The 25,856-nt window shown below is 41.9% G+C and carries 20 protein-coding genes, 3 tRNA genes and 1 pseudogene; 9 read left to right on the top strand and 15 right to left on the bottom strand.

All coding sequences use genetic code 11. From position 1 onward, the window contains the following. The first annotated feature begins 32 nt into the window (after positions 1-32). From D1367_RS23200 to D1367_RS23180, 5 genes are all read left to right on the top strand, one after another. A complete protein-coding gene (locus tag D1367_RS23200) occupies positions 33-491 on the top strand; it encodes a retroviral-like aspartic protease family protein (protein WP_118168538.1) in 459 nt (152 codons plus the stop codon). A 28-nt stretch (positions 492-519) separates the two neighbouring features. Next, the gene (locus D1367_RS23195; RefSeq protein ID WP_118168536.1) at positions 520-990 is read left to right on the top strand and encodes a hypothetical protein; all 471 of its coding nucleotides are present in this window, start codon (positions 520-522) and stop codon (positions 988-990) included. A 509-nt stretch (positions 991-1,499) separates the two neighbouring features. Continuing rightward, a complete protein-coding gene (locus D1367_RS23190) occupies positions 1,500-1,691 on the top strand; it encodes a hypothetical protein (RefSeq protein ID WP_100898302.1) in 192 nt (63 codons plus the stop codon). Next, positions 1,684-1,959, top strand: a complete 276-nt coding sequence (locus tag D1367_RS23185; protein WP_228674765.1) for a type II toxin-antitoxin system PemK/MazF family toxin — start codon at positions 1,684-1,686, stop codon at positions 1,957-1,959. Before D1367_RS23190 ends, D1367_RS23185 begins: the two co-directional genes overlap by 8 nt. Positions 1,960-2,087: 128 nt before the next feature. Continuing rightward, a complete protein-coding gene (locus D1367_RS23180; protein WP_118168534.1) occupies positions 2,088-2,420 on the top strand; it encodes a low molecular weight protein tyrosine phosphatase family protein in 333 nt (110 codons plus the stop codon). A gap of 169 nt (positions 2,421-2,589) precedes the next feature. Here D1367_RS23180 and D1367_RS23175 read toward each other — a convergent pair whose 3' ends face one another. Together D1367_RS23175 and D1367_RS23170 are read right to left on the bottom strand one after the other, a co-directional pair. Continuing rightward, entirely contained in the window at positions 2,590-4,194 is a 1,605-nt protein-coding gene (locus D1367_RS23175) for a 2-isopropylmalate synthase (protein ID WP_118168532.1), read from the bottom strand. A gap of 95 nt (positions 4,195-4,289) precedes the next feature. After that, positions 4,290-4,811: a LabA-like NYN domain-containing protein gene (locus D1367_RS23170; protein ID WP_041565194.1), complete on the bottom strand. Its 522-nt coding sequence runs from the start codon at positions 4,809-4,811 to the stop codon at positions 4,290-4,292. Positions 4,812-5,728: 917 nt separating this feature from the next. On the opposite strand from D1367_RS23170, the gene D1367_RS23165 reads away from it, so the two are divergent. After that, positions 5,729-8,113 carry a CHASE2 domain-containing serine/threonine-protein kinase gene (locus D1367_RS23165; protein WP_118168530.1) on the top strand — a complete coding sequence of 795 codons (2,385 nt, stop codon included), beginning with the start codon at positions 5,729-5,731 and terminating at the stop codon, positions 8,111-8,113. A gap of 878 nt (positions 8,114-8,991) precedes the next feature. On the opposite strand, the gene gorA is transcribed toward D1367_RS23165, so the two are convergent. The 7 genes from gorA to D1367_RS31170 form a co-directional block, all read right to left on the bottom strand. Beyond that, entirely contained in the window at positions 8,992-10,338 is a 1,347-nt protein-coding gene (gene gorA / locus D1367_RS23160; RefSeq protein ID WP_118168528.1) for a glutathione-disulfide reductase, read from the bottom strand. A 441-nt stretch (positions 10,339-10,779) separates the two neighbouring features. Next, positions 10,780-11,163: an aspartyl protease gene (locus D1367_RS23155; RefSeq protein ID WP_118168525.1), complete on the bottom strand. Its 384-nt coding sequence runs from the start codon at positions 11,161-11,163 to the stop codon at positions 10,780-10,782. Next, complete coding sequence (locus tag D1367_RS23150; RefSeq protein ID WP_118168523.1) at positions 11,160-11,474, bottom strand: hypothetical protein; 315 nt, start codon at positions 11,472-11,474, stop codon at positions 11,160-11,162. Before D1367_RS23150 ends, D1367_RS23155 begins: the two co-directional genes overlap by 4 nt. A 662-nt stretch (positions 11,475-12,136) precedes the next feature. Beyond that, on the bottom strand, positions 12,137-13,738 hold the full coding sequence (locus D1367_RS23145) for a TROVE domain-containing protein (RefSeq protein WP_118168521.1): 1,602 nt from the start codon (positions 13,736-13,738) through the stop codon (positions 12,137-12,139). 37 nt (positions 13,739-13,775) lie between these two features. Next, positions 13,776-13,901, bottom strand: a tRNA-OTHER gene (locus D1367_RS31180). A gap of 85 nt (positions 13,902-13,986) precedes the next feature. Then, positions 13,987-14,113: transfer RNA gene (locus tag D1367_RS31175), tRNA-OTHER, on the bottom strand. 98 nt (positions 14,114-14,211) lie between these two features. Next, positions 14,212-14,341: transfer RNA gene (locus D1367_RS31170), tRNA-OTHER, on the bottom strand. A gap of 509 nt (positions 14,342-14,850) precedes the next feature. On the opposite strand from D1367_RS31170, the pseudogene D1367_RS23140 reads away from it, so the two are divergent. Further along, positions 14,851-15,577 (top strand): annotated as a pseudogene (locus tag D1367_RS23140) (hypothetical protein). A 15-nt stretch (positions 15,578-15,592) separates the two neighbouring features. Here D1367_RS23140 and D1367_RS23135 read toward each other — a convergent pair. The 3 genes from D1367_RS23135 to D1367_RS23125 all read right to left on the bottom strand — a co-directional run bounded on the left by D1367_RS23135 (position 15,593) and on the right by D1367_RS23125 (position 17,341). Then, on the bottom strand, positions 15,593-16,732 hold the full coding sequence (locus tag D1367_RS23135; RefSeq protein ID WP_118168519.1) for a quinone-dependent dihydroorotate dehydrogenase: 1,140 nt from the start codon (positions 16,730-16,732) through the stop codon (positions 15,593-15,595). A 235-nt stretch (positions 16,733-16,967) separates the two neighbouring features. After that, positions 16,968-17,159 carry a DUF6887 family protein gene (locus D1367_RS23130; RefSeq protein WP_118168517.1) on the bottom strand — a complete coding sequence of 64 codons (192 nt, stop codon included), beginning with the start codon at positions 17,157-17,159 and terminating at the stop codon, positions 16,968-16,970. After that, on the bottom strand, positions 17,156-17,341 hold the full coding sequence (locus tag D1367_RS23125; protein WP_118168514.1) for a DUF6888 family protein: 186 nt from the start codon (positions 17,339-17,341) through the stop codon (positions 17,156-17,158). The genes D1367_RS23130 and D1367_RS23125 overlap by 4 nt, the downstream gene beginning before the upstream one ends. A 110-nt stretch (positions 17,342-17,451) precedes the next feature. Here D1367_RS23125 and D1367_RS23120 point away from each other — a divergent pair, with 110 nt between their 5' ends. Beyond that, positions 17,452-20,394 (top strand): sensor histidine kinase, encoded by a 2,943-nt coding sequence (locus tag D1367_RS23120; RefSeq protein ID WP_118168512.1) that lies wholly within the window; start codon positions 17,452-17,454, stop codon positions 20,392-20,394. A 385-nt stretch (positions 20,395-20,779) separates the two neighbouring features. On the opposite strand, the gene D1367_RS23115 is transcribed toward D1367_RS23120, so the two are convergent. Both D1367_RS23115 and D1367_RS23110 read right to left on the bottom strand, forming a co-directional pair. Further along, on the bottom strand, positions 20,780-22,162 hold the full coding sequence (locus tag D1367_RS23115) for an aldehyde dehydrogenase (RefSeq protein ID WP_118168509.1): 1,383 nt from the start codon (positions 22,160-22,162) through the stop codon (positions 20,780-20,782). A 184-nt stretch (positions 22,163-22,346) separates the two neighbouring features. Next, entirely contained in the window at positions 22,347-23,492 is a 1,146-nt protein-coding gene (locus tag D1367_RS23110) for an ATP-binding response regulator (RefSeq protein ID WP_118168507.1), read from the bottom strand. Positions 23,493-23,627: 135 nt separating this feature from the next. Here D1367_RS23110 and D1367_RS31165 point away from each other — a divergent pair, with 135 nt between their 5' ends. Further along, positions 23,628-23,786, top strand: a complete 159-nt coding sequence (locus tag D1367_RS31165; protein ID WP_181984933.1) for a hypothetical protein — start codon at positions 23,628-23,630, stop codon at positions 23,784-23,786. 291 nt (positions 23,787-24,077) lie between these two features. On the opposite strand, the gene ureC is transcribed toward D1367_RS31165, so the two are convergent. Continuing rightward, positions 24,078-25,793, bottom strand: a complete 1,716-nt coding sequence (gene ureC, locus D1367_RS23105) for an urease subunit alpha (protein ID WP_118168505.1) — start codon at positions 25,791-25,793, stop codon at positions 24,078-24,080. Positions 25,794-25,856 lie beyond the last annotated feature (63 nt).

Genomic DNA, 25,856 nt, shown 5'->3' with positions numbered 1-25,856 from the left:
CAAAAATATTTTGTTTTCAGGAGTTTGCTGAAATGGGTAAGCTGGTACTACCAAATCTTCAGGGTAAGCAAATGGGGCAAGTAATAATTACCCTCACTGTCACGAATCGAATTGATCAAGTTTTGGCACAGCGAGGCTTTATTTCTCCAGAGGAAGTTCGCTCTTGTATTTTGGATAATGTTTTAGTTGATACGGGTGCAACGTTACTATGTTTACCTGCTAGCATTATTAGTCAACTAGGTTTAGTCCAAGGTGGAGAAGCCCAGGTAGAGACTGCGGCTGGAGTGCAGCAGGGGCGGATTTTCCGAGATGTTGAACTTAGTATTGGAGAACGTCAAGGAACCTTTGATTGTTTGGAACTTACAGAAGTAGCTTATGCGCTTTTGGGTGTAACGCCAATGGAAGTTTTAGGGTTAGAACCAGACCTGAAAAATCGGAAGTTGCGGGTTTTGCCGATGAATTCTGAGCAAACTTACCTTAGTGTATTGTAAGCGACCATCTCAATTCAGAAGGGGCATTATGAAACAGAACAATAGAAGTGATTTCACTTACCGTCAGCTGGAAAATAATTTAATACATATTTCTGAATCAATTATTCAGGGTTTAAAATCTAACAAGTGTGAATTAAAAACTTCTACAGACTATGAAGAAAATGATGCATCTATGAGGGTATCTGAAATAGATGTCAGCCTGGAAAAATTTTTTATTGAGCTAGGAGTTTACTTCAGTTGGCCAAATGATATGTATATAATTCGTGTATGGGATAAAAGCATTACTCCTTCAGAGAAAGACAAAAAAATTTGGAAATCAAAAGAACCATGTCCTGGGCATTTAGTATGGCAAGATGAAGACGAAGATTTATCATCAGAGCAAGGATTTTCAAATTTTGATTCAGATTTGCACAAACTTGTTTACGAGTACGTTAAAAAAATTCAGGATTTTTATTTATCTGCTGGTGGTGTAAGTCCTGAAATAAGAAATCTATTGTAGTAAAATTTTTATGTTAGAGATATAACAGCTTATAATATAGTTAGCAGTCAAGAGGTCTGACCTTTTGAGATCGTGGAAGCTAGGTCTTCCCTTGACTGATTTTTATTATCTAAGAATAAACACCACACTCCAATGCAACTTTCTGAAGCTAAACAGAATATGATCGCTTCTACTTGGCGTAGTTTTGAGGTTATCTGTGGTGCGATCTCATCGAACAGAATGTTTATATAGCGACGTGCTATGCTATTTAGGGCTTGCTGAATAAGTCTAGAGAAGCAAATCTAGAAGCTACACAGCTTACAAAATAGTTGTTTCATCGCTCAGTTTCTAATATTTACCCAGCGATGCCTTCGGCGGGCTGCGCCAACGCTAACGATTGTGCAAGGGTTTTGAGACTCTAGATATTATAGCCTTGCACTTATTTTGGGGAAAAACGCTTAAAACCCTTATCTGGTCTATATTACACTTCTATTCAGCAAGCCCTATTTCGGTGTCTAATAAAGAGAGTCATGACTGCTCCAGTAGAAGAATTATTAAGCACCTTTGATCGTCTGCCAGAGTCAGAGAGATTGGAAATAGCTCTGGAGATTTTAAAAAGGGTCAGACATTTGGACTTTCCATATTTGTCAAATGAAGATTTGGTTTGGAATGCAGAAGAACTTTTTTTGGAGTTAGATCGGCAAGAAGCTTCCGATGAGTAGCCCGAATCGTGGAGAAGTTTGGCTTGTCGATCTTGGCTACACAGCAAAAGTCAGACCATGCTTAATTATCAGTATTCCTGCCCTAGAGCAAGATCGAGCATTAGCAACCCTAATTCCTCATACGACTAGCTCACGCGGTTCAAGATTTGAGGTGGCGCTAAAGGTAAACTTTCTCCGAACAGGAGTGTTTGACGTACAAAATATTATTAATTCCACATGCAAAGTTACTCCGAAAGTTGGGAGACTTGACACCAGAACAACTCATTGAAGTTGAAAAAGTATTACTCTTTTGGCTGGGATTGGAGGAGAGACATTTTGACAGCGATGAGTAGTAAATAGGTAAAAATCCTGGATTCAAAGGCTTATAAAATACTATCGCTTCATTCATATTAATTAATGAAAAACCTCTTATTTATCTGTAGCCAGAATAAATTGCGAAGTCCCACCGCCGAGGCTGTATTTTCTGAATATGAAGGACTTGAAACGGAATCGGCAGGTTTAGATCGCTATGCCCAAGTACCAGTTTCAACAGAATCTATTATCTGGGCTGATATTATCTTTGTGATGGAGAAGTCACATAAAAATAAGCTATCGAAAAATTTTCAGCCCTTTCTTAAAGATAAAAAAATTATCTGTTTAGATATACCAGATAAATATGAATACATGGAACCAGCTTTAATTGAATTGTTAAAACATAAAGTGCTACCCATATTAAAAATTAAAAAATGAACTAACTTTTGGGAGATAAATCTATAAACAATTCTGCTGATAATTCACCTTCAGCAAAAATTTTCGGAACTCACACCTAACTCCTCCCCAACGTCGGGAAGGAGTTTTTTAGCATCAGTTAAAAAGAAGGTGCGATACTTATATTATGGGCAGTTTGCCAGATACAATCTCAGACTTTCTGTGCAGATATTTCCTCTGGCTTTTCTTGCCTTTGCAACGCAGAATACAGCCTATTAAGTGCATTTACATAAGCTTGCGCGGATGCTACGATAATATCTGTGTTCGCTGCATGACCAGAAAACACTTTAGATTCATAACGTAAACGAATCGTCACTTCTCCAATGGCATCAATACCGGCTGTTACTGACTGCACAGAAAACTCAATCAACTCGTTGGGCACATTCACCACCCGGTTGATAGCCTTGTAAACTGCATCCACTGGCCCAGTACCGATCGCAGCATCGGTTAATTCTTCACCGTCTGGGGTACGCAAGGTAACTGTAGCTGTAGGGCGGGCGTTGCTACCACAGGAAACTTGCACCAACTCTACCCGGAACAAATCAGGTGCTTGTTGGATTTCATCGTTAACGATCGCTTCCAAATCCCAATCAGAAATATCTTTCTTTTTATCTGCTACTTCTTTGAATCTGACGAATGCTTTATTTAACTCAGTATCTGACAGTTCAAAGCCCAATTCTTTCAACCGGGTGCGGAAAGCATTTCTCCCTGAATGTTTGCCCAAAACTATTTGATTGTCTGTTAAACCAATCAATTGGGCATCCATAATTTCATAAGTGAGCTTATTTTTTAGCACCCCATCTTGGTGAATTCCAGACTCATGAGCAAAGGCATTCGCCCCGACGATCGCTTTATTTGGTTGTACTAACATTCCCGTCAAATTGGAAACTAAGCGTGAGGTTTTGTAAATTTGCCGGGTGTCGATATTTGTTAAGGATTCTTGAGATTCTTCTGGTCTTCCCAAATAGGGATTAAAATATTGTCGCCGCACATGCAAGGCCATCACCAATTCTTCTAGTGAGGCATTTCCGGCACGTTCGCCAATGCCATTGATGGTACATTCTAGTTGGCGTGCGCCATTTTTCACGGCTTCTAAAAAGTTAGCAACTGCCAAACCTAAATCATTATGACCGTGAACGGAAATAATCGCTTGGTCGATGTTGGGGACATTTTCAATAATCCCCTTAATGATTGCCCCAAACTCGCTAGGGGTGGTGTAACCGACTGTATCGGGAATGTTAACTGTTGTTGCACCAGCTGCGATCGCTCGCTCTAACACTTGGTAAAGAAATTCTGGATCGGAACGAGCCGCATCCATCGGTGAAAATTCTACATCTGTCACGAAGGACTTAGCATAAGCTACCATTTCTTCGGCGATCGCTAGCACTTCTGCCCGTGTTTTCCGCAACTGATACTCTAAATGGATATCTGAAGTGGAAATAAATGTGTGAATTCTGGCGTTAACTGCCGGTTTTAATGCGGATGCCGCTGCTTCAATATCTGCTTTAATCGCTCTTGCCAAACTGCAAATTACCGGGCCATTTTCTGTCCCCACAATTTTAGCAATCTTGCTGACTGCTTCAAAATCTCCGGGACTAGCAAAGGCAAAGCCTGCCTCAATTATATCCACACCCAAACGCGCCAGTTGCTTGGCAATAATTAGCTTCTCGTCTATATTCAGAGTCGCTCCCGGACACTGCTCTCCATCTCGCAGTGTAGTATCAAAAATGATGATTCGGTCTGTTTTGTTTGTCATTTGCGCTTTGTTGTTTAGTTTTTACTTGCGGATCAATATATCTTCAAACTTAGTTTTTCTTTTACTCTTACCTTTGTAAATAATTGCTAAGAATACTAACCTTCTGTTTTTTCTATTTGATCTCTGATATCATTTAAATCTATATATCTGTCTGTAGCATTCCGTAGTTCTCTAGCGATCATTCCTTCTGTCGATACTACTGTAATATGTGTATTTTTTGAACGTAATAGTTCGATTGCTCTTTCAAAATCTCCATCGCCACTGAATAATACTACTCGGTCATACTGGTCTACTGTATTAAACATATCTACAACAATTTCAATATCTAAATTCGCTTTTTGCGAGTAACGACCAGAGGTATCATCATAATATTCTTTAAGAATTTTAGTTCTAACTGTATATCCTAGACTAATTAGAGCATCTCTAAAACCTCGCTGATCTTGTGGGTCTTTTAAGCCAGTGTACCAGAATGCATTAATTAATGTTGTCTCTGATTGCTCATGTTTGAAGTATTCTAAAACTCGCCGAGGGTCAAAAAACCAGCCATTTTTTTGTTGAGCATAGAACATATTGTTTCCGTCTACAAAAATAGACAGACGATTCATTGGAGAACCCATACAAATTTACACCTAATAATATATATGAATTTAGATGGAACAATAGATTATAGCAATTTTCAAATGCCTTGTTTGCTAATCTCTATAAAGTAAGTCTTCATCTGTAGCTTTTATCCTACCTCTTTCAAGGCATAAAAACGCTTGCAACATTGGAGTTGAGATCCTGGGTGCTAAACCTTATTCACCTCCGGCACTGCAAGAGCCACCCTGTGATCAAAATCTACCAATAAAATTGAACTAGTAACAGCATTCATAACTGTATAACACTAAATTTTACTCCTAAAGAGGTATGGCTTATGCTTAGGGTAGGATATAAGTTAATGCCTATCTATAGCTTTAGCTTTCAGTATAAGGACATGCTTTGTGAGGAGTACCAATATTGCGCCAAAGACAGAAGACGGACTTGGGACAGCTTCAAGTAAAACCCCTGAGTTTTGAGCGTACTTATTGGTTAGGTTAGGGTAAAACACCGCCGCAACTAAGTACAGAGACGAAGTATATCCGGCTATGATCTGTGAGACAATCACTCTTTTGTAACTCATTCAATAGAAAAATAATAATTTAGACAGAATTAGGAATCTCTTGGGGGCTACCTTTGCCAATAAAAGTTTGTTGATGAATAGAAGATACTTTACAAATGTATAAGATTGTCATTTAAGTCTTATTTCAATGTGCTTGTACTAAAACGCAGGGCTATTTCATTCTCATGTAGCCCGCCTCAGAATAAATTCTAAGGCTAATAGCATTCATTCGTCTAAAGACGACTAACAAAGGCTTTTAGTCCACTAAGCGTGGACTTGGGCTATAAAAGAGGAACTTTAGTTATGGGCGGTTTATGTCTAGAACAAAATAGCCCTGTACTAAAACGTGGTCTGAATAAATAAAAGTGTTGGACTTAAATCAATCAGTAACACGATATGGCAGAAGAACCTACATCTACCTTAACTAAAAACCATGTCTCTGCTGCCAATAGACACTCAAGTAAACCGACAAAAGTAACGTCAACAGCATCGGCTCGTCAGTCTAGGTGGATGCTTCGCTTAGGTCATCTCCTGGCTGGCGGTTGGGTAATGGGTGCAGCACTGCTGAGTGCTTCTGGTGGGGAATTAGTTCAATTGATGGAAAATAAGGCGCTTTCTGCCTTTTTTCAAGTGCGTGGGCCGATTTTACCTCCAGAAGACATTGTAATTTTAGCAATAGACGATCAGTCAATATCAGTTCCCGAACAGTACTATAAAACAAATCCCAAACAGTATGCCTACTTAGAAACACTGAAATCTTATCCTTATAAACGGGCTGCTTATGCTCAGGTAATCACAAAGTTAATCAAAGCAGGTGCCCGCTCTGTAGCGGTAAATGTAGTTTTTGACACGCCAAGCAGTTATGGAACTACTGACGATCGCCAACTCCAGGCAGTATTACAAAAATATGGCAGCAAAGTTACTTTAGCCGCCGTCTACGAAAATTCCCAGATGCGCCAAGGGTCTTTTATGCAACTGATTGACCCACAAGAGATGTTTCGTACAGGATCTGTGTCCATTGGCTCAGTTAATTTCCCTCTGGAGGTAGATGGTAAAGTTCATCGATTGGGCAGTGAGTTTTCTAAGTTGTTAGCTGAAGATAATTTGCTCGAAAAGCTACCCTCTTTTGATGAAGCAGCACTGAAGGCAGCACAAGTAAATTATCCCCAACCAAAGGGCGATCGCATTCATTTTTGGGGGGCTGCGGGTACATTTGAGCAAGTACCCTTTTGGCATGTACTCGATCCAGAAAACTGGAACACCTATTTGCAGCAGGGAAAGGTTTTCAAAGACAAGATAGTGCTAATTGGTGCAACAGATAAGTTACACAATGATTATTATCCAGTCGCCGCTAGCAACAGCGCTAAACGGATGTCGGGGGTGGAAATTCACGCCAATGCGATCGCAACTTTGATGCAAGGTAAAGCGATCGCTTCAGGAATTACCAGTCTACCGTTGCGGGGTTTGTTTGTGCTAATTATAGTAGGCAGTACAGCCTTGATGATTACCAGACGCAAGCAAAGTATCAATAGATTTCTCTATAGCCTCGCCCTGTCTGGTACTTGGCTAGGAATTAGCTATGGGTTATTTGTTCACGGTCAGTTAATATTTCCCACTACTGTACCAATGATTGCGATCGCTATGATCGGATTTTCCTATCTGGGAACCTCATTAGTCAGAGAAAGCATCAAAAAACGCCAATTAGTAGACATTTTTCAGAAGTATAAAACTTCCGCCGTTGTCCAAGAGATTATCAGCCAACAAGATGATTTGCAAGACTTACTTCAGCAACGAGATTTAGCCTTATCAGGAAAAGTCCTGGCTCAACGCTATAGAATTGTCAAAGTTCTCGGTTCCGGTGGATTCAGTGAAACCTACATTGCCGAAGATACCCAACGTCCTGGGAATCCGCGATGTGTTGTCAAACAACTAAAACCAGCCAACACCAAACCAGAAGCCTTACAACTTGCCAGACGTTTATTTAACTCAGAGGCGCAAACACTCGAAAAATTGGGAACACACCCTCAAATTCCGCAACTTTTGGCGTATTTTGAAGAAGATGAAGAATTTTATTTAGTACAAGAACAGATTATTGGTCATCCTTTAAATCAGGAATTGCCAGCAGGCAGAGCAATTGATGAAATTGCAGCGATCAAAATTGTCAGGGACTTATTGCAAACATTAACATTTGTCCATAAAAACCATGTGATTCACCGGGATATTAAGCCCAGTAATATTATCCGCCGACATTCAGACGGTAAACTGATCCTGATTGACTTTGGAGCCGTCAAAGAAGTCAGTACAAAACAGCTTGATCATCAAGAGCAAAACCCCTTTACCATTGGTATTGGTACTCAGGGTTATGCACCAAGCGAGCAATGTTTTGGGCGTCCCCACTACAGTAGTGATATCTATGCAGTCGGCATGGTTGGGATTAAAGCCTTGACTGGTATAGCACCCCGTGAGCTACCTAGAGATGTTAATGGAGAGATAAAATGGAGCGATGCCCTTCGACAGGCTCAGGGTAAGACCTACGGCGGTAAACTACGCACCCAGGTAAGTCACTCCCTCGCTAAGATTCTCAGTAAAATGGTGCTGGATGACTTCAAACAGCGATATCAGTCTGCATCAGAGGCTCTTGAGGATCTGGAAGCTTTTGACGATGTTATAAATTCCCAAACCAGATACCCTATGCTACAGAATGACTCATTAATGAATACTTTAGATGACTTAGGCGCTCCCACAAAATCTTGCTCAGAAGCATCCTCAGAAACTACTTGACATCTGTCCGCCAAATTACCCACAGTCATTGCACCCCACCCCTTAGCAACTACGGTGTATACACAAGTCTGAAATAGTTTACTCACCTGGTTTCCACGTCAGTTTTACCCCACCCTAACCCTCCCCGATGGATTGGGGAGGGAACTAGATTTGTTTTTTCCCCCCTTGGAAAGGGGAGGGAACTAGATTAGGACTTACGCATTGACAGATATAGCCAAATGTGCATTACTTCTCGTTCCTGGGCTGCTGCCTTGTAATGCTATTCTGTTCGGCTCTGCCTCCAGTTTGACAGGAGGCAGAGCCTCCAACTATCACATTCCCAGGCAGCAGCCCAGGAACGAGGTAGGGCAAGACTTTTATGTTAATAAGCTTGATATGCATAAGATACTGAGTTTGTAAAGTGCGTAAGTCCTATAGATTTGTTTTTTCCCCCCAATGCATCGGGGGGATTAAGGGGGGTAATTTGACTTGTGTATACACGGTAAGGGCAGAGGAGACGAAGCGTAGCTTTGGCGGGGTGGGGTGATTCGGGTTTAATAAGCAATTAAGCTGACATGATTTCACTCAGTTCTGCATTTGACACTCTCCACTCTAAAGAGACGGAGATTCTTAAGACTTTTCAGCCTTAATATCCTGTTTGCACAGGTTCCCAGGCTCACCACGTTAGCACACAAGGTGCGTAGTGATATCTCCTCAAGGTTTTTCGGGCGTAGACTTCCCCCCAGTCCGGGGGTAGGTTTTTAAATCTTGTACTGATTTGAGTATTTTAACATGGCTGAGTCCTGAAGGACTCAACTAGCCTTCATCCCTTGCCTGAAGTACTTTGGACGCAACTACGTTGCTGTTCCTCAAGGGTTTTCGGCATATTTTCTATAATTTTAAATTAACGACAACAATTCTTCTCCTGTCGTGGGATGAATGCCTATAGTTTCATCCAAATCTTCCTTGGTAATGCCCTTGCGAATTGCCACACCTAGACTTTGAATGATATCTGCTGCATGTTCACCCACCATGTGAGCGCCCAAAACTTGCCCAGAATCACCATTTAACACTAACTTTATAGTGGTTGGCTCATCCTGTTCGATTAGCTGATACAACAGTGGTTGGAACTGGGTGCGGTAGCATTGTACAGATTCACCAAATTTTTCCCGTGCTTTTACCTCCGTCATCCCCACACTAGCCGCTTCTGGACGGCAAAAAACAGCAGTGGGCACATAATCATAATTTAGTTTTTGCGCCTTGTTGCCAAAAATTGTATCGGCAAAGGCAATAGCTTCTGCCTTAGCCACTGGAGTCAATTGCATACGACTGGTGCAATCACCCACAGCAAAAATGTTTTCTTGGTTGGTGCGGCTGTATTCATCTACTTTGATGGCACCATCTTCGCCAAGTTCAACATGGGCATTTTCTAAACCAAGATTCTTGGTATTTGGAACGTAACCTGTGGCAACTAAGATGCTATCTGCTGTAATTATTTCTTGGCTCTCACCAGTAATAGTCAGCAAGAAACCTTCTTCTGAGAATTTGATTTCATCAACGGTGCTGTTGGTGAATATCTTAATTCCGCGTTTAATCAAACCCTGTTGTACAGCAGAGCAAATGTCATCATCAAACCCCGATAAAATCATCTCGTCTTTTTCAATCACCGTCACTTCGCAGCCGAAAGCGTGCATCATGCTAGAAAATTCTACGCCAATGTAGCCGCCGCCAATAATTGCTAAACGTTTTGGCAGATAGGGTAGCTGAAACATCTCGCGGGATGTGATAGCGTATTCTATACCTGGGATTTTGGGCTTGAGTGGTTGCCCTCCCACAGCAATTAAAATTTTGTCGGCTGTAACTTTGCGTCCATCAATATTGATAGTATGGGTATCGATGAAAGTGACATGTTGAGAAATTAATTCAATTCCAGCTTTTTCCAATTGCTGAAAATACGACTGATTAATCTTGTGAATATGCTGATGTACTGACTTAATAAATAATGTCCAGTCAAAGTATGTTTGACAGTCACTCCACCCATAACTGTGCGCTATTTGATTTTGCAGGGCAAAGTCGGCTGCGTAGACAATCAGTTTTTTCGGAACGCAGCCGCGATTTACACAAGTCCCACCGACGGATTCTTGTTCAGCAACAGCGACACGTACACCGTAACTAGCTGCTTTTTTAGCTGCTGCCAATCCCCCAGGCCCAGCACCAATGACAAACAAATCGTAATCAAATGTCATAAAAATCTGTTCCTTTTTCACTGTTTGGAAAGCAGAGCTATTTCAGTTATTCACACAAAACTTGATTGATCTACTGCCTTTGGGTGGACAATTTCGGATAATAACAGGTTGATATGTAGCAGGTTGCCGCATTAATCATAATTAGATCCAAAAGGAACAGCGACACCGAACAGCCCACCGTAGGTCTTACCCTGAGCCTGTCGAAGGGCATCGCTCGATTTTTACTAAGTTATATTACATTATGTTGCCAAAGAAGCATTTTGTCTATTCTACAAGAGGTAGAAGTGCGATCGCTTTGGGGGGGTATGCGATCGCACTTTTGATCCAAAGCATATATACGAATTACTAAGTAATCGCACAGAATTATTTACACATGAGATTATAGTGTAGATAAGGGTTTCATAGCTTAATTTTGTGTAATTAATTTTGTTTAGCTACTGACTAATCTGCTTTCACTACTTCTAATGTCAAAATTCCTTTTGGTTTATTCACAACCAACTGCATAATATCTAACCACAGTGAACCAAGCAAAATATCAGGTAGTTCTTCTCCTACATGAACAGGAATGATAAATTCTTTGCCAGCAACAATGACTTTTCCTTCATATAAATCAAAATACTCTAATCCTCTGGCAGTTTGCATTTCAATCTTAGGTATAACTATCTGCCACTCAATAGCTTCCAAGTCTTGAGAATTAATCGCCAGCCACCCAGATGTAAAACCTGTATCAAGTATTGCTTCAACTTCAAATTGCTCTCCATTAGCTACAACCAATTGTATTTCAAAGAACAATTCTCCATTGTTACCAAACTTGCCCGCAATCATATCGTGCCGCAGGCTCCAATTTCGTTAAGGCGAAAGATAGTAAGTTTCGCATCTGGATTAGTATATCGCGCGCGAATTTGCTGTAGCAAACCTTCTAGTTTCGCGTCAATCACGTAGTTTTCGCTTTCTGCATCAATAGCGATAAACCAGTTGTAATGGTTGTCGATGAGTTGGGGACGAAGGCACTCAAAAATAGTACGACACCTAGCACCCAGTTCTTGACGTTGTGCTTGACGGAGATTTGTTTCTTCAGGCGTGACGTTAGATTTTATCCATCCCCGATTTCGGCTTCTTTTTGATAATTGAGTCATATTGAATAAAAATAGATTAGAAGCAGTATTTTAATTATTGCGTGCTATTGTTGATTGTCTATAAAATATTGGAATCGCTTCGGCTAATGCAGCTAAATGTTGTAGGTTGTGCTTACCGTGTGAGAGGTTGTTTGAAAAGTGGTTGGCTGTGATTTTAGGCACTGCTAGATCCCCCCTAACCCCCTTAAAAAAGGGGGGAACCGGAGTCAAAGTCCCCCTTCTTTAAGGGGGATTTAGGGGGATCTAAAACTTTTGATACCTAAGATAGGTCTTTTCAAACACCCTCTGAGAACCCAACATTAACATCGAGTGTTGTCATGGGTAATCTTGGGTTTCGTTCCTCAACCCAACCTACTAATTACGAAAATTATAGGACTTACGCAAAAAGTGCTAAAAAGCTTAATTTATCGAACCGCCAAGACGCCAAGAACGCCAAGAATCGTAGAGTTCGCGTAAGTCCTAAATTAAATCGCCTTCTTCTTTGCGTCAGGTAAAAATCAAACAAAGGCGGGTGCGGGGATTGAACCCGCTAATCCCCACAATGGTGGAGACGTAACCGATAACCTTAAATTCTTCGGCCCCGAAAGGCAAGTTGCGAACAAGGATAACCCGCCATGACGTATGAAGGATAAAGTGTTTCATCCTTTACCCTTCAGCAATATCTACAATTCACCCGTAGCTAGCATCTGGATGATCCGAGGCGTACCTGGGTCGAACCCTGCCAAATCCCAAGATAGCGAATCTTCAGGATCTACCAAAGTAATTTGGTAAGGTGTCAAGGTGACATACACCGCCTTGACGTTAGGATTTACCTTTTTGCGGTACTCCTTCAGCGCTTGACTTGGATGCTTATATCCAGCCCAGCTTTCCGAGTCAGTCCAAAAGCAGACTACATCTGCTTTAAACTTATTCTTAATCATCCAGTCATAAGCTACGGATGCATCAGTTCCACCGAAGTTTTGATTGCTAGCTTTGCGAACCGCAGAACTAAAACTATCTTTGGCGGTAATACCCAATTCACGGAATTCGGTAGCAAAGCCGCGAATCATGTAGTTTTTCTCTGCTTTTGCTGTCACCAGTGCCATTGTGGTGGCAATTTCACAACAAGTCAGTCCCATATCTGCAACCGAGTTACCCATAGAACCAGAAACGTCTACGGCGTGCATGAATACTTTACCTGTGGGTTGCACAACATCAAAAGACAGTTCAACCGCCTTTTCTAATATGTCTACAATCCGAGGAACTGGGTTCCAAGTTTTCTTACTGCGTCCTAATGTTCCACCAGATTGATAGGTTTTGAGTGCTTTCAAAACATCAATCGGATGAATGCGACCTTTACGCAGATGTTCTCTGCGATTAAGAACTGCTTCTACTTGGAGCAAATTAGCGTTTTCATCAGTTCGTAACACACCCAATTCAGTTAAAGAACCCAAGTTACGTAACATTGCACCTATTGGCATTTCCTGAAATAGCAGTTGCCAAGCAAGCTTGTCCATTTTGCCCACTGGTGCAGCCATTTCGTGAGTTAAGCGTCCTTGGGAAATAGCTTCATGGGTTTGGGTGGGATTCCGCTTGAGCCACTCATACCACCAAATCTGCGCCAATGCCTCTGAGGGGATGTCTGCTGGCAATTCTTCCCAGCCTCTAACTACCCACTCAAATAGTTGACGGTGATTTTCTGTAGGCGGTTTAACATGGAACAACCGCAACGCATCTCGATTCGAGAAGCCTTGACGCTGTTGATATTTCAACAGTTGATAAGCTAAACCCTTGACATCTTCCCTTGAGAGCCAAGTTTTACCAGCTTCCCGTACTACTTTGCCAAATCCCCGCAGAGATTTGGTGTAGTTCAACCATTCGTAGAAGTGGCTACCAGTGCGGACAATTTGCGGGAAGATTTCACCAAATGCCTGTTTTGCTTCTGGTGCTTCACCCATCGATAGCAGTACCAAAGCTAATATAGTAGCACTGTTATTGATGGCGCGTCCATCGCTAGCATACAAAATTTCTTCCGCTACACGGCTGGGATTTTCGGCAACAGCTTTTCTGACAACTGTTACAAAATCCTCAGTTAATTCCTGTTTACCAGCGTAGTAAGTGCTTTTTGCTGTGCCAACTAAAAGACAACGGCGCAGCATTTTCCAAATGCCAGCATTGAACATCCAACCACCGGAACGTCCCTGAACCATTTCTGCTTCTCGTCCGGGGATAGGTTGATTTTGAGATGTAGTTGTTTTCTTTTTAGTGAAAAAATTGTAATTCATCGTTTCATCTCCCGGCCCTTGCGGGCAAAAATGAAAGGTGGCAGAGCAGGAATCGAACCTGCGACATCCGGCTTAAGAGGCGATAACCCTAATTCGTCGGCCTTTTCAGGCAAGGTGTGAACAAGGATGTTTTTCGGCGCTCTACCAACTGAGCTATCTGCCACATGAAAATTTTGGATTTTGGACTTCGGCTACGCTCAGTCGAGCGATTTTAGATTTTGGATTGAATCTAAAATCTAAAATTATTTTGGTGTAGCGGAGCGGGATTTGAACCCGCGACCTCTCGAACCCTATTCGATAACCCTAATTCGTCGGCCTTTGCAGGCAAGGTATGAAAAAGGATGTTTAGCGCTCTACCTCTGAGCTACCCGCCACATATAAAGTTAGGAGTTAAGAGTTAGGAGTTAAGAGTTAAGAGTTAAATATTTAAAACTTCTCACTCTTGAGTTTCTACTCAGGATTCAGTACTCAATTGGTGTAGTGGAGCGGGAATTGAACCCGCGACCTCCCGCTTGGCAGGCGATAACCCTCGATTCGTCGGCCTTTTCAGGCAAGGTATGAATAAGGATATTTAGGCGCTCTATCCACTGAGCTACCCACCACATATAAAGTTATGAGTTAAACATTTAAAATTTGTGACTCAGCACTGAATTTGCTGTAGCGAAGTAGGATTTTTACCTACACCTCCAGAAGTTTGATCGAGGGTGTTTAAGTTATATACGATAACCCTTGATACGTCGGCCTTTCCGGGCAAGGTGGGCGCTCTGTCATTTGAGCTATCCGCTACTGGCGCAGGTTAACTCCTGATGAAAGTTGACTTGTATTATTAATGTAGTATATGTATTATCTGTTGTCAAGGGACTGACTATTTAAATTTATAGAGTTGTTAGTTGAGTTAAAAACCTTCTTTTTCTCTGGGTAAAAACTTTTGTGCGTACTTTACCGCCGTAGGCATCGCAGACCAATCTTAGATAAGTTGCAGATTCAAAAGGTTATAACACTCACCAAGGAAAGGTTTTGCCGGCAACTTTGCCAAAAGATACAAAAAAGTGTCCTAATTTTTGCCAATATAGATAGTATTATTTCTCAAAATTCACTTGGCAAAAATCGGCATGAGTGAGAAACCCATAGAAGATAACGGCAAGGCTTTTCTCGTTCTACTTTTGCCCATCTCGTTCTTGATTATTTTCCTAGTTACCACTTGGAGATTTTTACTGGCGCTAATTGTGCTGGTAATTGGCTTCAAGCTTTGGCAGGAATATCAATGGCAACAGTGGACTCATCGAGTTAACCCAATTTTTCATCAGTTAGTTCGGGAAAATCAAGGCAGACTTACGCCAATGGACTTGGCAATGAGGGGCAATTTTCCTGGAACAACGGCAAAACGCTACTTGGATAGTAAAGCTTCGGAATTTGGCGCTAGTATAGTGAACTCCGAAGATGCGGGGCAATCTTATTACTTTATAACTGCCAGCATTCTCGGTAATATTCTTGATAGTAGTGAGCCTGTTAAAGAACTTCCTACTCAACCAGTTACTAAAACTGCGCGATTCGCTCCTAGCACCACCACCAACCCCACAGGAGGAACGAGAAACCGAATCACCACCACAGCCAAGCCATGAAGAAACTAAACGATCGCTGGAAAAACAATTAATTTTTGGCTCTCTGATCCAATCTGAACTTGCCAAACGGCTAAATGTCTATTCCAGCACGGTTTATAAACGACGAAACGATCCAGAATTTTCTGAGTGGAGTCGCAGCAAAGACCCTGATGGTATTGCCTGGTCATACTCGGAAAAAACTAAGGAGTTTTTCCCGGTGGAAGAAGAGGTTAAATAATTCATAATTCATAATTCATAATTCATAATTAGAATTTTTGAATTCTAAACCTACAGCTTCGTTGATGGAATTTAAGCCGTTTTGTTCTAGTAGGACAAGCAAACCTGCTAGAATCTGGCGTACCATCAGTGGGCCTTCGTAAATCCAGCCTGTATAAACCTGGATTAGGCTAGCACCAGCAGTAATTTTCTCCCAAGCATCTTCGGCAGAAAAGATGCCACCAACGCCAATAATCGGGATTTGTCCTTGGGTTTGCTGCCAAATAAAACGAATTACCTCAGTGGAGCGATCGCGCAATGGTTCACCGCTAATTCCGCCCGCTTCATCCTGGGGTGATTTGCCTGTTTGGTCAATTACCTGGGTTTTCAGTCCATCACGGCTGATGGTGGTATTAGTAGCGATAATTCCTGCCAGTTGGTAGGTTTTAGCCAAAGAAATAATGTCAGCGATCGCAACCCAATCCAAATCTGGCGCTATCTTGACAAAAATAGGTTTTTGTGCAGTATTTTCTTGTTGCAATAAATTCAAGATAGCACTGAGCATAGAGGCATCTTGGAGCGATCGCAACCCCGGTGTATTTGGGGAAGAGACATTAACAACAAAATAATCTCCCAAATCTTTAAGTAAGCGAAAACTATCGAGATAATCCTGTGCGGCTGCTTCTAGAGGAGTTACCTTAGATTTACCCAAATTTATCCCTATGGGTATTGACGGGGTTAACTTCTGCTTTTCCTGTGTCAAACGTGCCGCCATTGCTGCTGCACCGCGATTATTAAAGCCCATCCGATTGAGAGCAGCTTTATCCAACGGCAAGCGAAACAAACGAGGAGGCGGATTTCCTGGCTGTGGGTGAAAAGTTACAGTTCCTAATTCTGCAAAGCCAAAACCCAGGTTAGACCAAATGTTAGCAGCGACTCCATCCTTGTCGAAGCCAGCTGCTAAACCTACGGGATTTGGAAAGTTTAGCCCAAACAAATTTTGTTCTAAGCGGGAATCGTACAGACGTAAGGATTTTTGTAAGCGTTGGTTTACCCAACTGGTAGGGGTTTGCGACAGCCAGCTAAAACTGCGAATCGTCTGCTGGTGTAACCACTCTGAATCGGCTTTTACCACATTGAACAAAAGCGGACGAATGGCAAATTTATAAATATCCATTAGCTTTTATTTTTCGATCTAGCGCAGATTACTCTGACTTTTCCACATAACGTGAAAAGTCCATCAAAACCCAACTCCCTTGCCTACCTGACAATTCAGATCATGTGGAAAAGCAGATGAAAGACCTAACCCCCTGTTCCCTTCCCGACACGGGAAGGGGGAAAATTCAAAGTCTCTCTCCTTGTAGGAGAGAGATTTAGAGAGAGGTTTTCCAGATTCCGTGAAAAGTCAGAGATCAATCCGCTTGGGATTGTCTAATTTTCTCGCGGACTAACTGCTCAAATTGATCCATTGAAGTGATCTCAATGCCAGGTTCATCTTGTAGTCTATCCATGTATGCTTGGAATGCAACCTGGTCTTGTGGATGGTTTTTTACGTAGTCTCTCAATTGCTCTCTGCTCATTGCGGCAAGATTGATATCGGTCATAAAAACCTCACTTTACCGTTTGGGTAAATCAGCACTTCTATTTCCTCGCCAGCCAAGACATAGATTTGGTTGGTTCTCTCATCTAGTCTGACTGCATTAATGGGCAGCATTACATTACTTAATCTGACGCAAACTAAGAAAAATTCAAAGTTTTGTTTTGCTGTAGGTACTTCTGGGTACATAACCCTCTATTAAGCTGTCCAGGTTCAATATTAAACACCCGTGGCAATATTACTCAAGGTACTTTTCTGGGCATCTTATATATTACAAGTTATGTTAACCAATAAATCAGATGGGGCAGCCGCAAAAACCTATAGCCGCCGAACAGCAAATCCTCTCATTGGGGCGCGTCCTCCAGAGTCTCAGAGAAGAAGATGATGTTGACGTTCTGATTGAAACCACTATTTCTTATCTTAAAGAACAGTTTGACTACAAACTGATTTGGATTGCTCTTTACGATCGCCTGAATCACATATTATTCGGCAAAGGGGGCATCACACCCGATAGTGACACGAGCTTTTTACGCCAAAGGGTTGTTCTCAGTCCTGGGGATTTATTAGAGCAAGTGGTGATTGAACAGCATCCTTTGGGCATAGCTGATTTGCAAACTGAAATCCGCGCCCCCGAATGGCGAAAAATTGCTGAAAAATCCCACATCCAAGGAACGATTATTTTACCAATTCGCTATAAAGACCGTTGCTTGGGTGTGTTGTTACTCGGTTCAGAACGCTGGGGCTACCTCCTGACAGGGGAAGCAAAAGCACGTTTGATGATGGTTTTAGGCGAATTGGGGGCAGTGCTTTATCAAAATGAGATGGATTTGCAGCAAAAGCAAACCAAGCGAACCGATGAGCCATTACTAGAATTGCTAGAAAATTTACGCAGCCTTAGTAACCTTAATCAAAGACTTGAAGCTGCGGTACAAGCAACTCATAAATTTGTCTCGCCCAGCCGGACAAATGTTTACTGGTTTGAGCGGGAAGGGCGCTATTTTTGGTGTCGGATGAGCAATCAGCTGGTGAAAATCGATCACAATTCTAGCAGTCAGCAAGCGGCGGGAATGACGGTGCAGGAGTTGAGTGACTTTTATTATGCTTTGACAGTTAACCAAATTGTCTCAATTGGTGATGCCCGCAGTTCTTTAAAAAGTCATTTTACAGCAAAATTACTGCAACGGCTGAAGGTGCGATCGCTCTTGGCATCTCCGATTATCTGGCAAAAGAACTTGCTCGGTTTTCTGGCGGTGGAAAGCAATCAACCTCGAATCTGGACGGAGGCAGACAAAAATTTTGTCCAAGGTGCTGCTGGCTTAATTTCCCTAGTTGCACCTAGCGAAAGCATGGAAAACACTATCAAACAGATTCAAGAGGATGCCCAACTGACTGGACAAGTTGCCCAAGGTATCTATAGCGAACATGACCTTCAGGAAACTTTAGACAACTGTGCTAAAAGAGTTTTAGCTCGACTAGCTGCCACCCGCTTTCTGCTGTTGCAGTATGATCCTGAACAGAATAATTATCAATTTATTTACCAAAGTCAGCCCTATAATCGCCGACCGTTGACATTTGCCCTTAATACTCTCAAAGAATTAGATGAGCAGCTTTTGCAACGTTCAACTCAAGCGGTGGAAATTGAGAACTTAGACGAAGATTTACGCTTTTTTAATTGGCGTCCGTTTTTGTTAGAAAATGGAGTGCGATCGCTACTTATTTGTAAATGCACTCACAGTGATATACCGCCAGCAATTTTGGTCATCACTCACGAAAACCATCGTTCTTGGACAACTCTCGAAAAAGACTTACTCTGGGCCGTTAGTCAACAGATTGGTGTAATTATTCGCCAGTGGGAATTACATAACCGCACCACCCAGCAGCAAAAAACTTCCCAGGCATTTGAGCAATGCCTACGCATCCTGACACAATCCCAAAATAGCAAAATCGAGGCAGGAAAAAAACATTTAGAACGTACAGCACTCGAACAAATAGCATCGATTCTGGGTTGTCCTTTAGCGGTATTACTATCCTGGTCGCCTGGTGAAAGTTGGGCAGAAATTATCCCTGGAGTGGTTAACAATAGCCTATTTGGAATTTTTTCCGATGCATCTATTTCTATTCAGGCTGAGGCACTAATTCAGTGGGCGCTTGCCACAGAGAGTTACCTGACTTTGAACGTAGATAATTTACCTTCCAAAACTCGAAAATGGTTGAATACTCCAGACAAAGGTCAAATTTTGGTGATGGCATTACGTACCAATGCTGATTATGAAATTACGGGTGTAGTGTTGTTAGCAGACTATCAAGAGCGTCAATGGTCAGAACAAAACCTCAGTGCGATCGCAACTCTGATTTCTCAATTAGCCTGGTGGCGTCGTGAAAAGCAAATTACCCGACTTTTAGAATCTACAACAGAAGATTTACGACAACTCAACTGGTACAAACATCGCCGCTTAGAGGAAATTCAAAGAATAACGGCACTATCTCTGAAACAAATACATGATTTGGGTATTCCTGCTAATGAACTAACTCAGATGCGGTACGAGTTATTGCTGCGGCAATTAGACCATACAGCCGCCTCCATGAGTGGAATGCTAAAACTTGAGCAATGGCAGCTACATATAAGTTGGGAAACTATGCCCATAGCCAGTTTACTGAAGCGATCGCTCGAACGCATTGAAAATTTACTTAAACATCAAAAGCTGTGGATTGGTGTACATGGTTTGGGTCAACAAATTGAGGAACAATCCCCAAATAATTCTTCACTCGCCAGAGGTATTCCTACCTCCAACGCTCAATCTGCAATGGCGATGTCTCCGACGGGCTACGCCTACGCTGGTGATATTGTCAAAATTGAGTTAGTTATCCATGAATTATTGATTAATGCCTGTAATAGTTCTAAAAATGGCGGCAGAATTGATATTTGGTGTCGCCGTTTAGATGCGTCAAAATCCTCAAATGCAAAGCATTTTTCTGCAAGTCGAGGGGCTGAACATCAGAAATCTCTAGAACTATCGATTACATACAACGGTGCGATCGAACCACAGCTACTCACAGAACTACATAATAATACACCCAAAGATGTGCTTGCTCCTTCCAAACTCGACCAACCGCCAGGTTTACATTTGCTAATCTGCCAAAACCTTATGCAAGAACTAGGAGGAGAGTTGAATTTCTATCAATTACCAGATAATCGAGTAGTTAGCCGTTTGTTGTTGACCTTAGTTGATCATAATTCTTAACTCCAAACTCCAAACCCCAAACCCTTCTCTACGAGACGCTGCGCGAACGGCAGGTGTTACAGTGAGCTTGTCGAACTGCTCAGGGCATCGCTCCAAACTCCAAACCCTTCTCTACGAGACGCTGCGCGAACGGCAGGTGTTACAGTGAGCTTGTCGAACTGCTCAGGGCATCGCTCCTAACTCCTAACTCCTAACTCCTAACTCCTAACTCCTAACTCCTAACTCCTAACTCCTAACTCCTAACTCCTAAATCCTAACTCCTAACTCCTAACTCCTAACTCCTAACTCCTAACTCCTAACTCCTAACTCCTAACTCCTAACTCCTAACTCCTAACTCCTAACTCCTAACTCCTAACTCCTAACTCCTAACTCCTAACTTTTACTTTTAACCCAGAAGTTTCTTTATGAGTGGCAATTTGCCTTCATATGGAGCGTATCGCCATTTTAAATCGAGCCAGAAAGAGTTTTGCAATACACTTTTGTTATGGGAAAAGGTGTTAAAACTAGCTTTGCCGTGATAGTTGCCAATACCGCTATCTCCTACTCCACCAAATGGTAAAGACGAGACAGCAAAGTGTATCACTGTGTCGTTAATACAGACTCCACCAGAAGAAGTTTCTTGCAAAACTCGCTTTTGTAGGTTTTTGTTTTGAGAAAATAAGTATAACGCCAAGGGTTTAGGTTTAGAGTTAATCAAGGCGATCGCTTCTGCAATGTCAGTATATTCAATGATGGGTAGAATAGGGCCAAAAATTTCTTCCTGCATTACAGAATCATCTAAGGAAACATTATCAATCACTGTAGGGGCGATATAACACTCTGAAGATTGAGTTTCTCCACCAATGATAACTTTCCCATCTTTGAGAAAGCTAACCAACCTATCAAAGTGTTTGTGACTAATAATTCTGGCATAGTCACAACTGTTTACAGGATTATCACCATAAAATTCTTTTAAAGATTTTTCCAGCCCATGTATTAAATCTTTTTTGATTTTTTTATTAACTAAAAGATAGTCAGGGGCGATACAAGTTTGTCCAGCATTAATAAATTTTCCCCAAGTAATTCGCCTGACAGTGTGTTCAAGATTAACGTCAGTATCTACAATACAAGGGCTTTTGCCACCCAATTCTAAAGTCACTGGTGTGAGATATTTTGCTGCTGCTGCCATAATAATTTTGCCGACGGCTGTGCCACCAGTAAAAAAGATATGGTCAAACCTTTCTGCAAGTAGTTTTTGACTTGCTTCCACGCCTCCTTCAACTACTGCAATATAAGCAGGATCAAAATGTTTGGCAATAATCTTAGCGATGACATCAGACGTATGAGAAGCAATTTCTGAAGGTTTGATAATTGCACAATTTCCGGCTGCGATCGCACCGATTAACGGTGATATAATTAAGTTAAATGGATAGTTCCAAGGCCCAATAATTAAGACAACTCCTAACGGTTCTGGATAAATTTTTGCCGTGTAGGAAAAAAACTCCCAGGAAACTGCCGCTTTTTTGGGCTTAGTCCAGCTTTGAAGGTGTTTTATAGTATAGTCAATGTCTTTAACTACGCTAATTTCTGTAAGGTAAGTCTCCACTTCTGGTTTATGTAAATCTGCTTGTAATGCCTCGACTATTGACTGTTCATACTCAAGAATTGCTTGCTTGAGATTTTTAAGTTGTTCAATGCGAAAATTTACATCTTTAGTTTTCCCAGTTTGAAAATAATCTCGCTGATACTGGATAATATCGCCAACGTTAGATAATTCAGTAGTAGTCATTTTTTTCTTCAATAAAAACACTATTTAAAAACCTATTTCTTTTATTTAGCGCTGCTATGTCAGCGTATTTTAGGCTTTATTTTCTAATTTAAATCATTACTTTAACTTCTTTAAAAAGATTAGTAAACTTATAGGTTATGAATTTTCTGGTAAAAAATTCCATAATTTATAATTACTAATTTTCTCATACTTTGGTGGGTAGAAGCACAATAAATACACTACCTTTCCCCAACTCGGAATTAAGCAGAATAATGCCCTGATGTGCCAGGGCAATTCGACGAGCAAGGTACAGTCCTAAGCCACTACCAGAACTCTTGTGGCTGCCTTGGCGAAATCGTTCAAATATGGTGGCTTGTTCTTCAGTGGGAATACCTGGGCCAGTATCCGCTATTTCAATTCTAATGTAGTCAACAGAATTTGATTTTTCAGATAACTGAGATTGATTACTTTTATCAAACTGGCGTTGAGAAGTAAAACGAATAGTCACAGAACCAGAGTCAGTAAATTTGATCGCATTGCCTATAAGATTGGTGAATAGACGATGCAATTCTAAGCGATCGCCCATCACTGTGTTTGTGTTTGACTCCGAAGTTTTGTCCAAATTTAGGGACAGTGCTTTATCTTGAGCTAAAGGTGCTAATTCTCCAGTTACCTCCTCTAGCAATTGGCCCAGATTAACTGGTTGAAATGCCAATGTTTTGCGACCTGCTTCAAAGCGATAAACTTCCAATAAGGTATTCACCATAGAAAGCAGGTTTACATTGCTACGGGCCATGATAGCGATTACTTCCTGCATTTGTGGTGATAATGTTCCCAATGCACCTTGTTGAAATAGCATTAACATGCGATCGGCGGCTACCAAGGGAGTGCGTAAATCGTGGGTGAGGCGGGAGACAAAATCTTCTCGCTGACGGGCGATTTCATCACGTTCATCCATACTATGCTTCAAACGCAGGAGCGATCGCACTCGTGCCAGCAATTCATCTACTGTTACAGGTTTGCGGATAAAATCATCAGCACCCAAATCTAATCCGTGGGCAACATTGGGCGCATCGTGGGCAGTGATCAGCAGTATGGGGATGTATTGTGGCAATTTCATATCACCGCGAATGTGCTTAGTGACTTCGTACCCATCCATATCTGGCATCATCAGATCCAGCAGAACCAAGTCACAAGGAGAAGCTTTCAATTCTGCCAAGGCCGAAATACCATTTTCTGCGGTGCTAATGGTGTAACCTTCTTCCTCCAAAATAGTTTTGATCAAAAACACGTTATCAGGAGAGTCATCGACAACCAGAATTTTGTCAGAACGAGAAGATTGTGAAGTCATATAGATGCAAGGTACGGGGTAAAAGTAAATTTTTAGAGTAGCTGGTTTATTGATATAGTTTTCTTAGATATTACCTTTAGATATACTTTATCCAAATAAAAATTGTTTACCTAAGAAAACAAGTAATAAATTTTCATGAATTGGGAATTAGTTAAAGCTTGTACCGTAGCGATCGCTTATTTACCAGAGGTGAGATTATCTAAAACTTGCTGGGATTCTGCCGTGGAAGGAATAGCGATCGCACCTCACCACAGAACAAGCGATCGCTCACATTACACAATTTGCACTGACTGAGTGTTAATTTCTGTTAAATTAGCCAATATAGCGTTTCCCGGCAAGCGTGACGTACACTCGTAGCACGGCACTGCCGTGCCCCTACACCTTGGGACTAAAATGTTAAAAACAATGCCTGTTTTTGTTGTGCAGCAATGTTTTCATCTTTTTAGCAGATTAATTTAGCATACTAAGTACTCAAGAGCCATTATTTTGAAGCAAGTGACTTTAGTTGTGAGATAATTACGAATTACGAATTATTTTGACTTCTTTCCAAGGACTATCGTAATCAGTAAGTTGCTCGGTCATGAATTAAAACAAAAAGTACCTCTGTGCCATTGGTAAAACTGTCGCGGGTTCACAAATCAGCAACTCACCATTAGCCCTAACTTGGTATGTTTCTGGATCTACTTCAATGTGCGGTAGTGCATCATTGAGCTTCATATCCCGCTTACTCAATTGACGTGTCCCAGAAACTGCAACTGCTGACTTTTGTAAACCTAGCTGGCTGGGAATTTCTTTCTCTAAAGCTGCTTGGGAAACAAAAGTTAATGATGTGGCATGACGCGCCCCTGCAAAACTACCAAACATCGATCGCATATAAACGGGTTGCGGTGTGGGAATACTGGCGTTAGCATCGCCCATTTGCGCCCATGCAATCATTCCGCCTTTAATAACTATTTCTGGCTTCACGCCAAAAAATGCCGATCGCCACAAGCACAAATCTGCCAATTTTCCCTCTTCCACCGAACCCACATATTGAGCAATTCCGTGAGCGATCGCAGGGTTAATTGTATACTTAGCAACATATCTTTTCGCCCGAAAATTGTCTGCTTTTTGCTCAGTACCTTGTGGGTTAAGAGTTCCCCGTTGCACCTTCATTTTATGAGATGTCTGCCAGGTACGAATTATCACTTCCCCTACCCTTCCCATTGCCTGGGAATCAGAAGAAATCATGCTAAATGCGCCTAAGTCGTGCAAAATGTCTTCGGCAGCAATGGTTTCTCGGCGGATGCGAGATTCGGCAAAAGCGACATCTTCGGCGATCGCTGGGTCGAGGTGATGGCATACCATCAACATATCCAGGTGTTCGTCTAAGGTGTTGAGGGTGTAAGGACGTGTGGGATTGGTGGAAGATGGCAGAACATTAGCTTGGCTGCAAACTTTGATAATATCTGGTGCGTGTCCACCGCCTGCGCCTTCAGTGTGGTAGGTGTGGATGGTACGATTCTTGAAAGCGGCGATCGTATCTTCGACAAATCCGGCTTCATTCAGGGTATCAGTATGAATCGCTACTTGCACATCATATTCATCGGCAACGCTGAGGCAGGTATCAATTGCTGCGGGTGTAGTTCCCCAGTCTTCATGTAGTTTTAACCCCATTGCACCGGCGGCTACTTGTTCTACAAGTCCTTGGGGTTGACTGGCGTTACCTTTGCCCAAAAATCCTAAGTTGACGGGAAAAGCATCAGCAGCTTGCAGCATTCGGTAAATATTCCAAGGGCCGGGGGTGCAGGTAGTGGCATTTGTACCTGTAGCTGGGCCAGTACCGCCACCGATCATAGTGGTAATCCCGGAAGCGATCGCAACTTCAATCTGTTGGGGACAAATAAAATGAATATGGGCATCAATACCGCCAGCAGTGAGAATCATTCCTTCCCCTGCTAAGGCTTCAGTTCCGGGGCCAATAATAATATCTACATTATTTTGAATATAAGGATTTCCGGCTTTACCAATTTTGAAAATCTTGCCATCTTTAATGCCGATATCTGCTTTGACAATACCCCACCAATCGAGAATTAAGGCATTAGTAATTACTAAATCTACAGCACCATCGGTGTTAGAAATTGGGGATTGTCCCATTCCATCGCGGATGACTTTACCGCCGCCGAATTTTACTTCATCGCCGTAGGTAGTGAAATCTTGTTCAACTTCAATAAATAATTCTGTGTCTGCAAGTCGGATGCGATCGCCTATTGTGGGGCCATAGGTTTCGGCGTAGGCGCGGCGATCCATTCTGTAGGGCATATAAAATCCTTTTTTTTAACGCAAAGGGACGCGGAGGGAAGCGCAGAGGTACGCGGAGAGTTT

This window comes from Nostoc sphaeroides, from assembly GCF_003443655.1.
Lineage (GTDB): Bacteria > Cyanobacteriota > Cyanobacteriia > Cyanobacteriales > Nostocaceae > Nostoc > Nostoc sphaeroides.
The sequence above is the reverse complement of the archived record's forward strand: the minus strand, read 5'-3'. Positions and strand labels throughout refer to the sequence as shown.

Bases quoted from the DNA above. Each gene is read 5' to 3' on its own strand.
- D1367_RS23190 (WP_100898302.1), top strand. From the start codon at position 1,500: ATGACTGCTCCAGTAGAAGAATTATTAAGCACCTTTGATCGTCTGCCA.
- D1367_RS23120 (WP_118168512.1), top strand. From the start codon at position 17,452: ATGGGGCAGCCGCAAAAACCTATAGCCGCCGAACAGCAAATCCTCTCA.
- D1367_RS31165 (WP_181984933.1), top strand. From the start codon at position 23,628: ATGAATTGGGAATTAGTTAAAGCTTGTACCGTAGCGATCGCTTATTTA.
- D1367_RS23150 (WP_118168523.1), bottom strand. From the start codon at position 11,474: ATGACTCAATTATCAAAAAGAAGCCGAAATCGGGGATGGATAAAATCT.
- D1367_RS23200 (WP_118168538.1), top strand. From the start codon at position 33: ATGGGTAAGCTGGTACTACCAAATCTTCAGGGTAAGCAAATGGGGCAA.
- D1367_RS23125 (WP_118168514.1), bottom strand. From the start codon at position 17,341: ATGTACCCAGAAGTACCTACAGCAAAACAAAACTTTGAATTTTTCTTA.
- D1367_RS23195 (WP_118168536.1), top strand. From the start codon at position 520: ATGAAACAGAACAATAGAAGTGATTTCACTTACCGTCAGCTGGAAAAT.
- ureC (WP_118168505.1), bottom strand. From the start codon at position 25,793: ATGCCCTACAGAATGGATCGCCGCGCCTACGCCGAAACCTATGGCCCC.
- D1367_RS23130 (WP_118168517.1), bottom strand. From the start codon at position 17,159: ATGACCGATATCAATCTTGCCGCAATGAGCAGAGAGCAATTGAGAGAC.
- D1367_RS23185 (WP_228674765.1), top strand. From the start codon at position 1,684: ATGAGTAGCCCGAATCGTGGAGAAGTTTGGCTTGTCGATCTTGGCTAC.
- D1367_RS23115 (WP_118168509.1), bottom strand. From the start codon at position 22,162: ATGACTACTACTGAATTATCTAACGTTGGCGATATTATCCAGTATCAG.
- D1367_RS23135 (WP_118168519.1), bottom strand. From the start codon at position 16,732: ATGGATATTTATAAATTTGCCATTCGTCCGCTTTTGTTCAATGTGGTA.
- gorA (WP_118168528.1), bottom strand. From the start codon at position 10,338: ATGACATTTGATTACGATTTGTTTGTCATTGGTGCTGGGCCTGGGGGA.
- D1367_RS23180 (WP_118168534.1), top strand. From the start codon at position 2,088: ATGAAAAACCTCTTATTTATCTGTAGCCAGAATAAATTGCGAAGTCCC.
- D1367_RS23155 (WP_118168525.1), bottom strand. From the start codon at position 11,163: ATGATTGCGGGCAAGTTTGGTAACAATGGAGAATTGTTCTTTGAAATA.
- D1367_RS23170 (WP_041565194.1), bottom strand. From the start codon at position 4,811: ATGGGTTCTCCAATGAATCGTCTGTCTATTTTTGTAGACGGAAACAAT.
- D1367_RS23165 (WP_118168530.1), top strand. From the start codon at position 5,729: ATGGCAGAAGAACCTACATCTACCTTAACTAAAAACCATGTCTCTGCT.
- D1367_RS23145 (WP_118168521.1), bottom strand. From the start codon at position 13,738: ATGAATTACAATTTTTTCACTAAAAAGAAAACAACTACATCTCAAAAT.
- D1367_RS23110 (WP_118168507.1), bottom strand. From the start codon at position 23,492: ATGACTTCACAATCTTCTCGTTCTGACAAAATTCTGGTTGTCGATGAC.
- D1367_RS23175 (WP_118168532.1), bottom strand. From the start codon at position 4,194: ATGACAAACAAAACAGACCGAATCATCATTTTTGATACTACACTGCGA.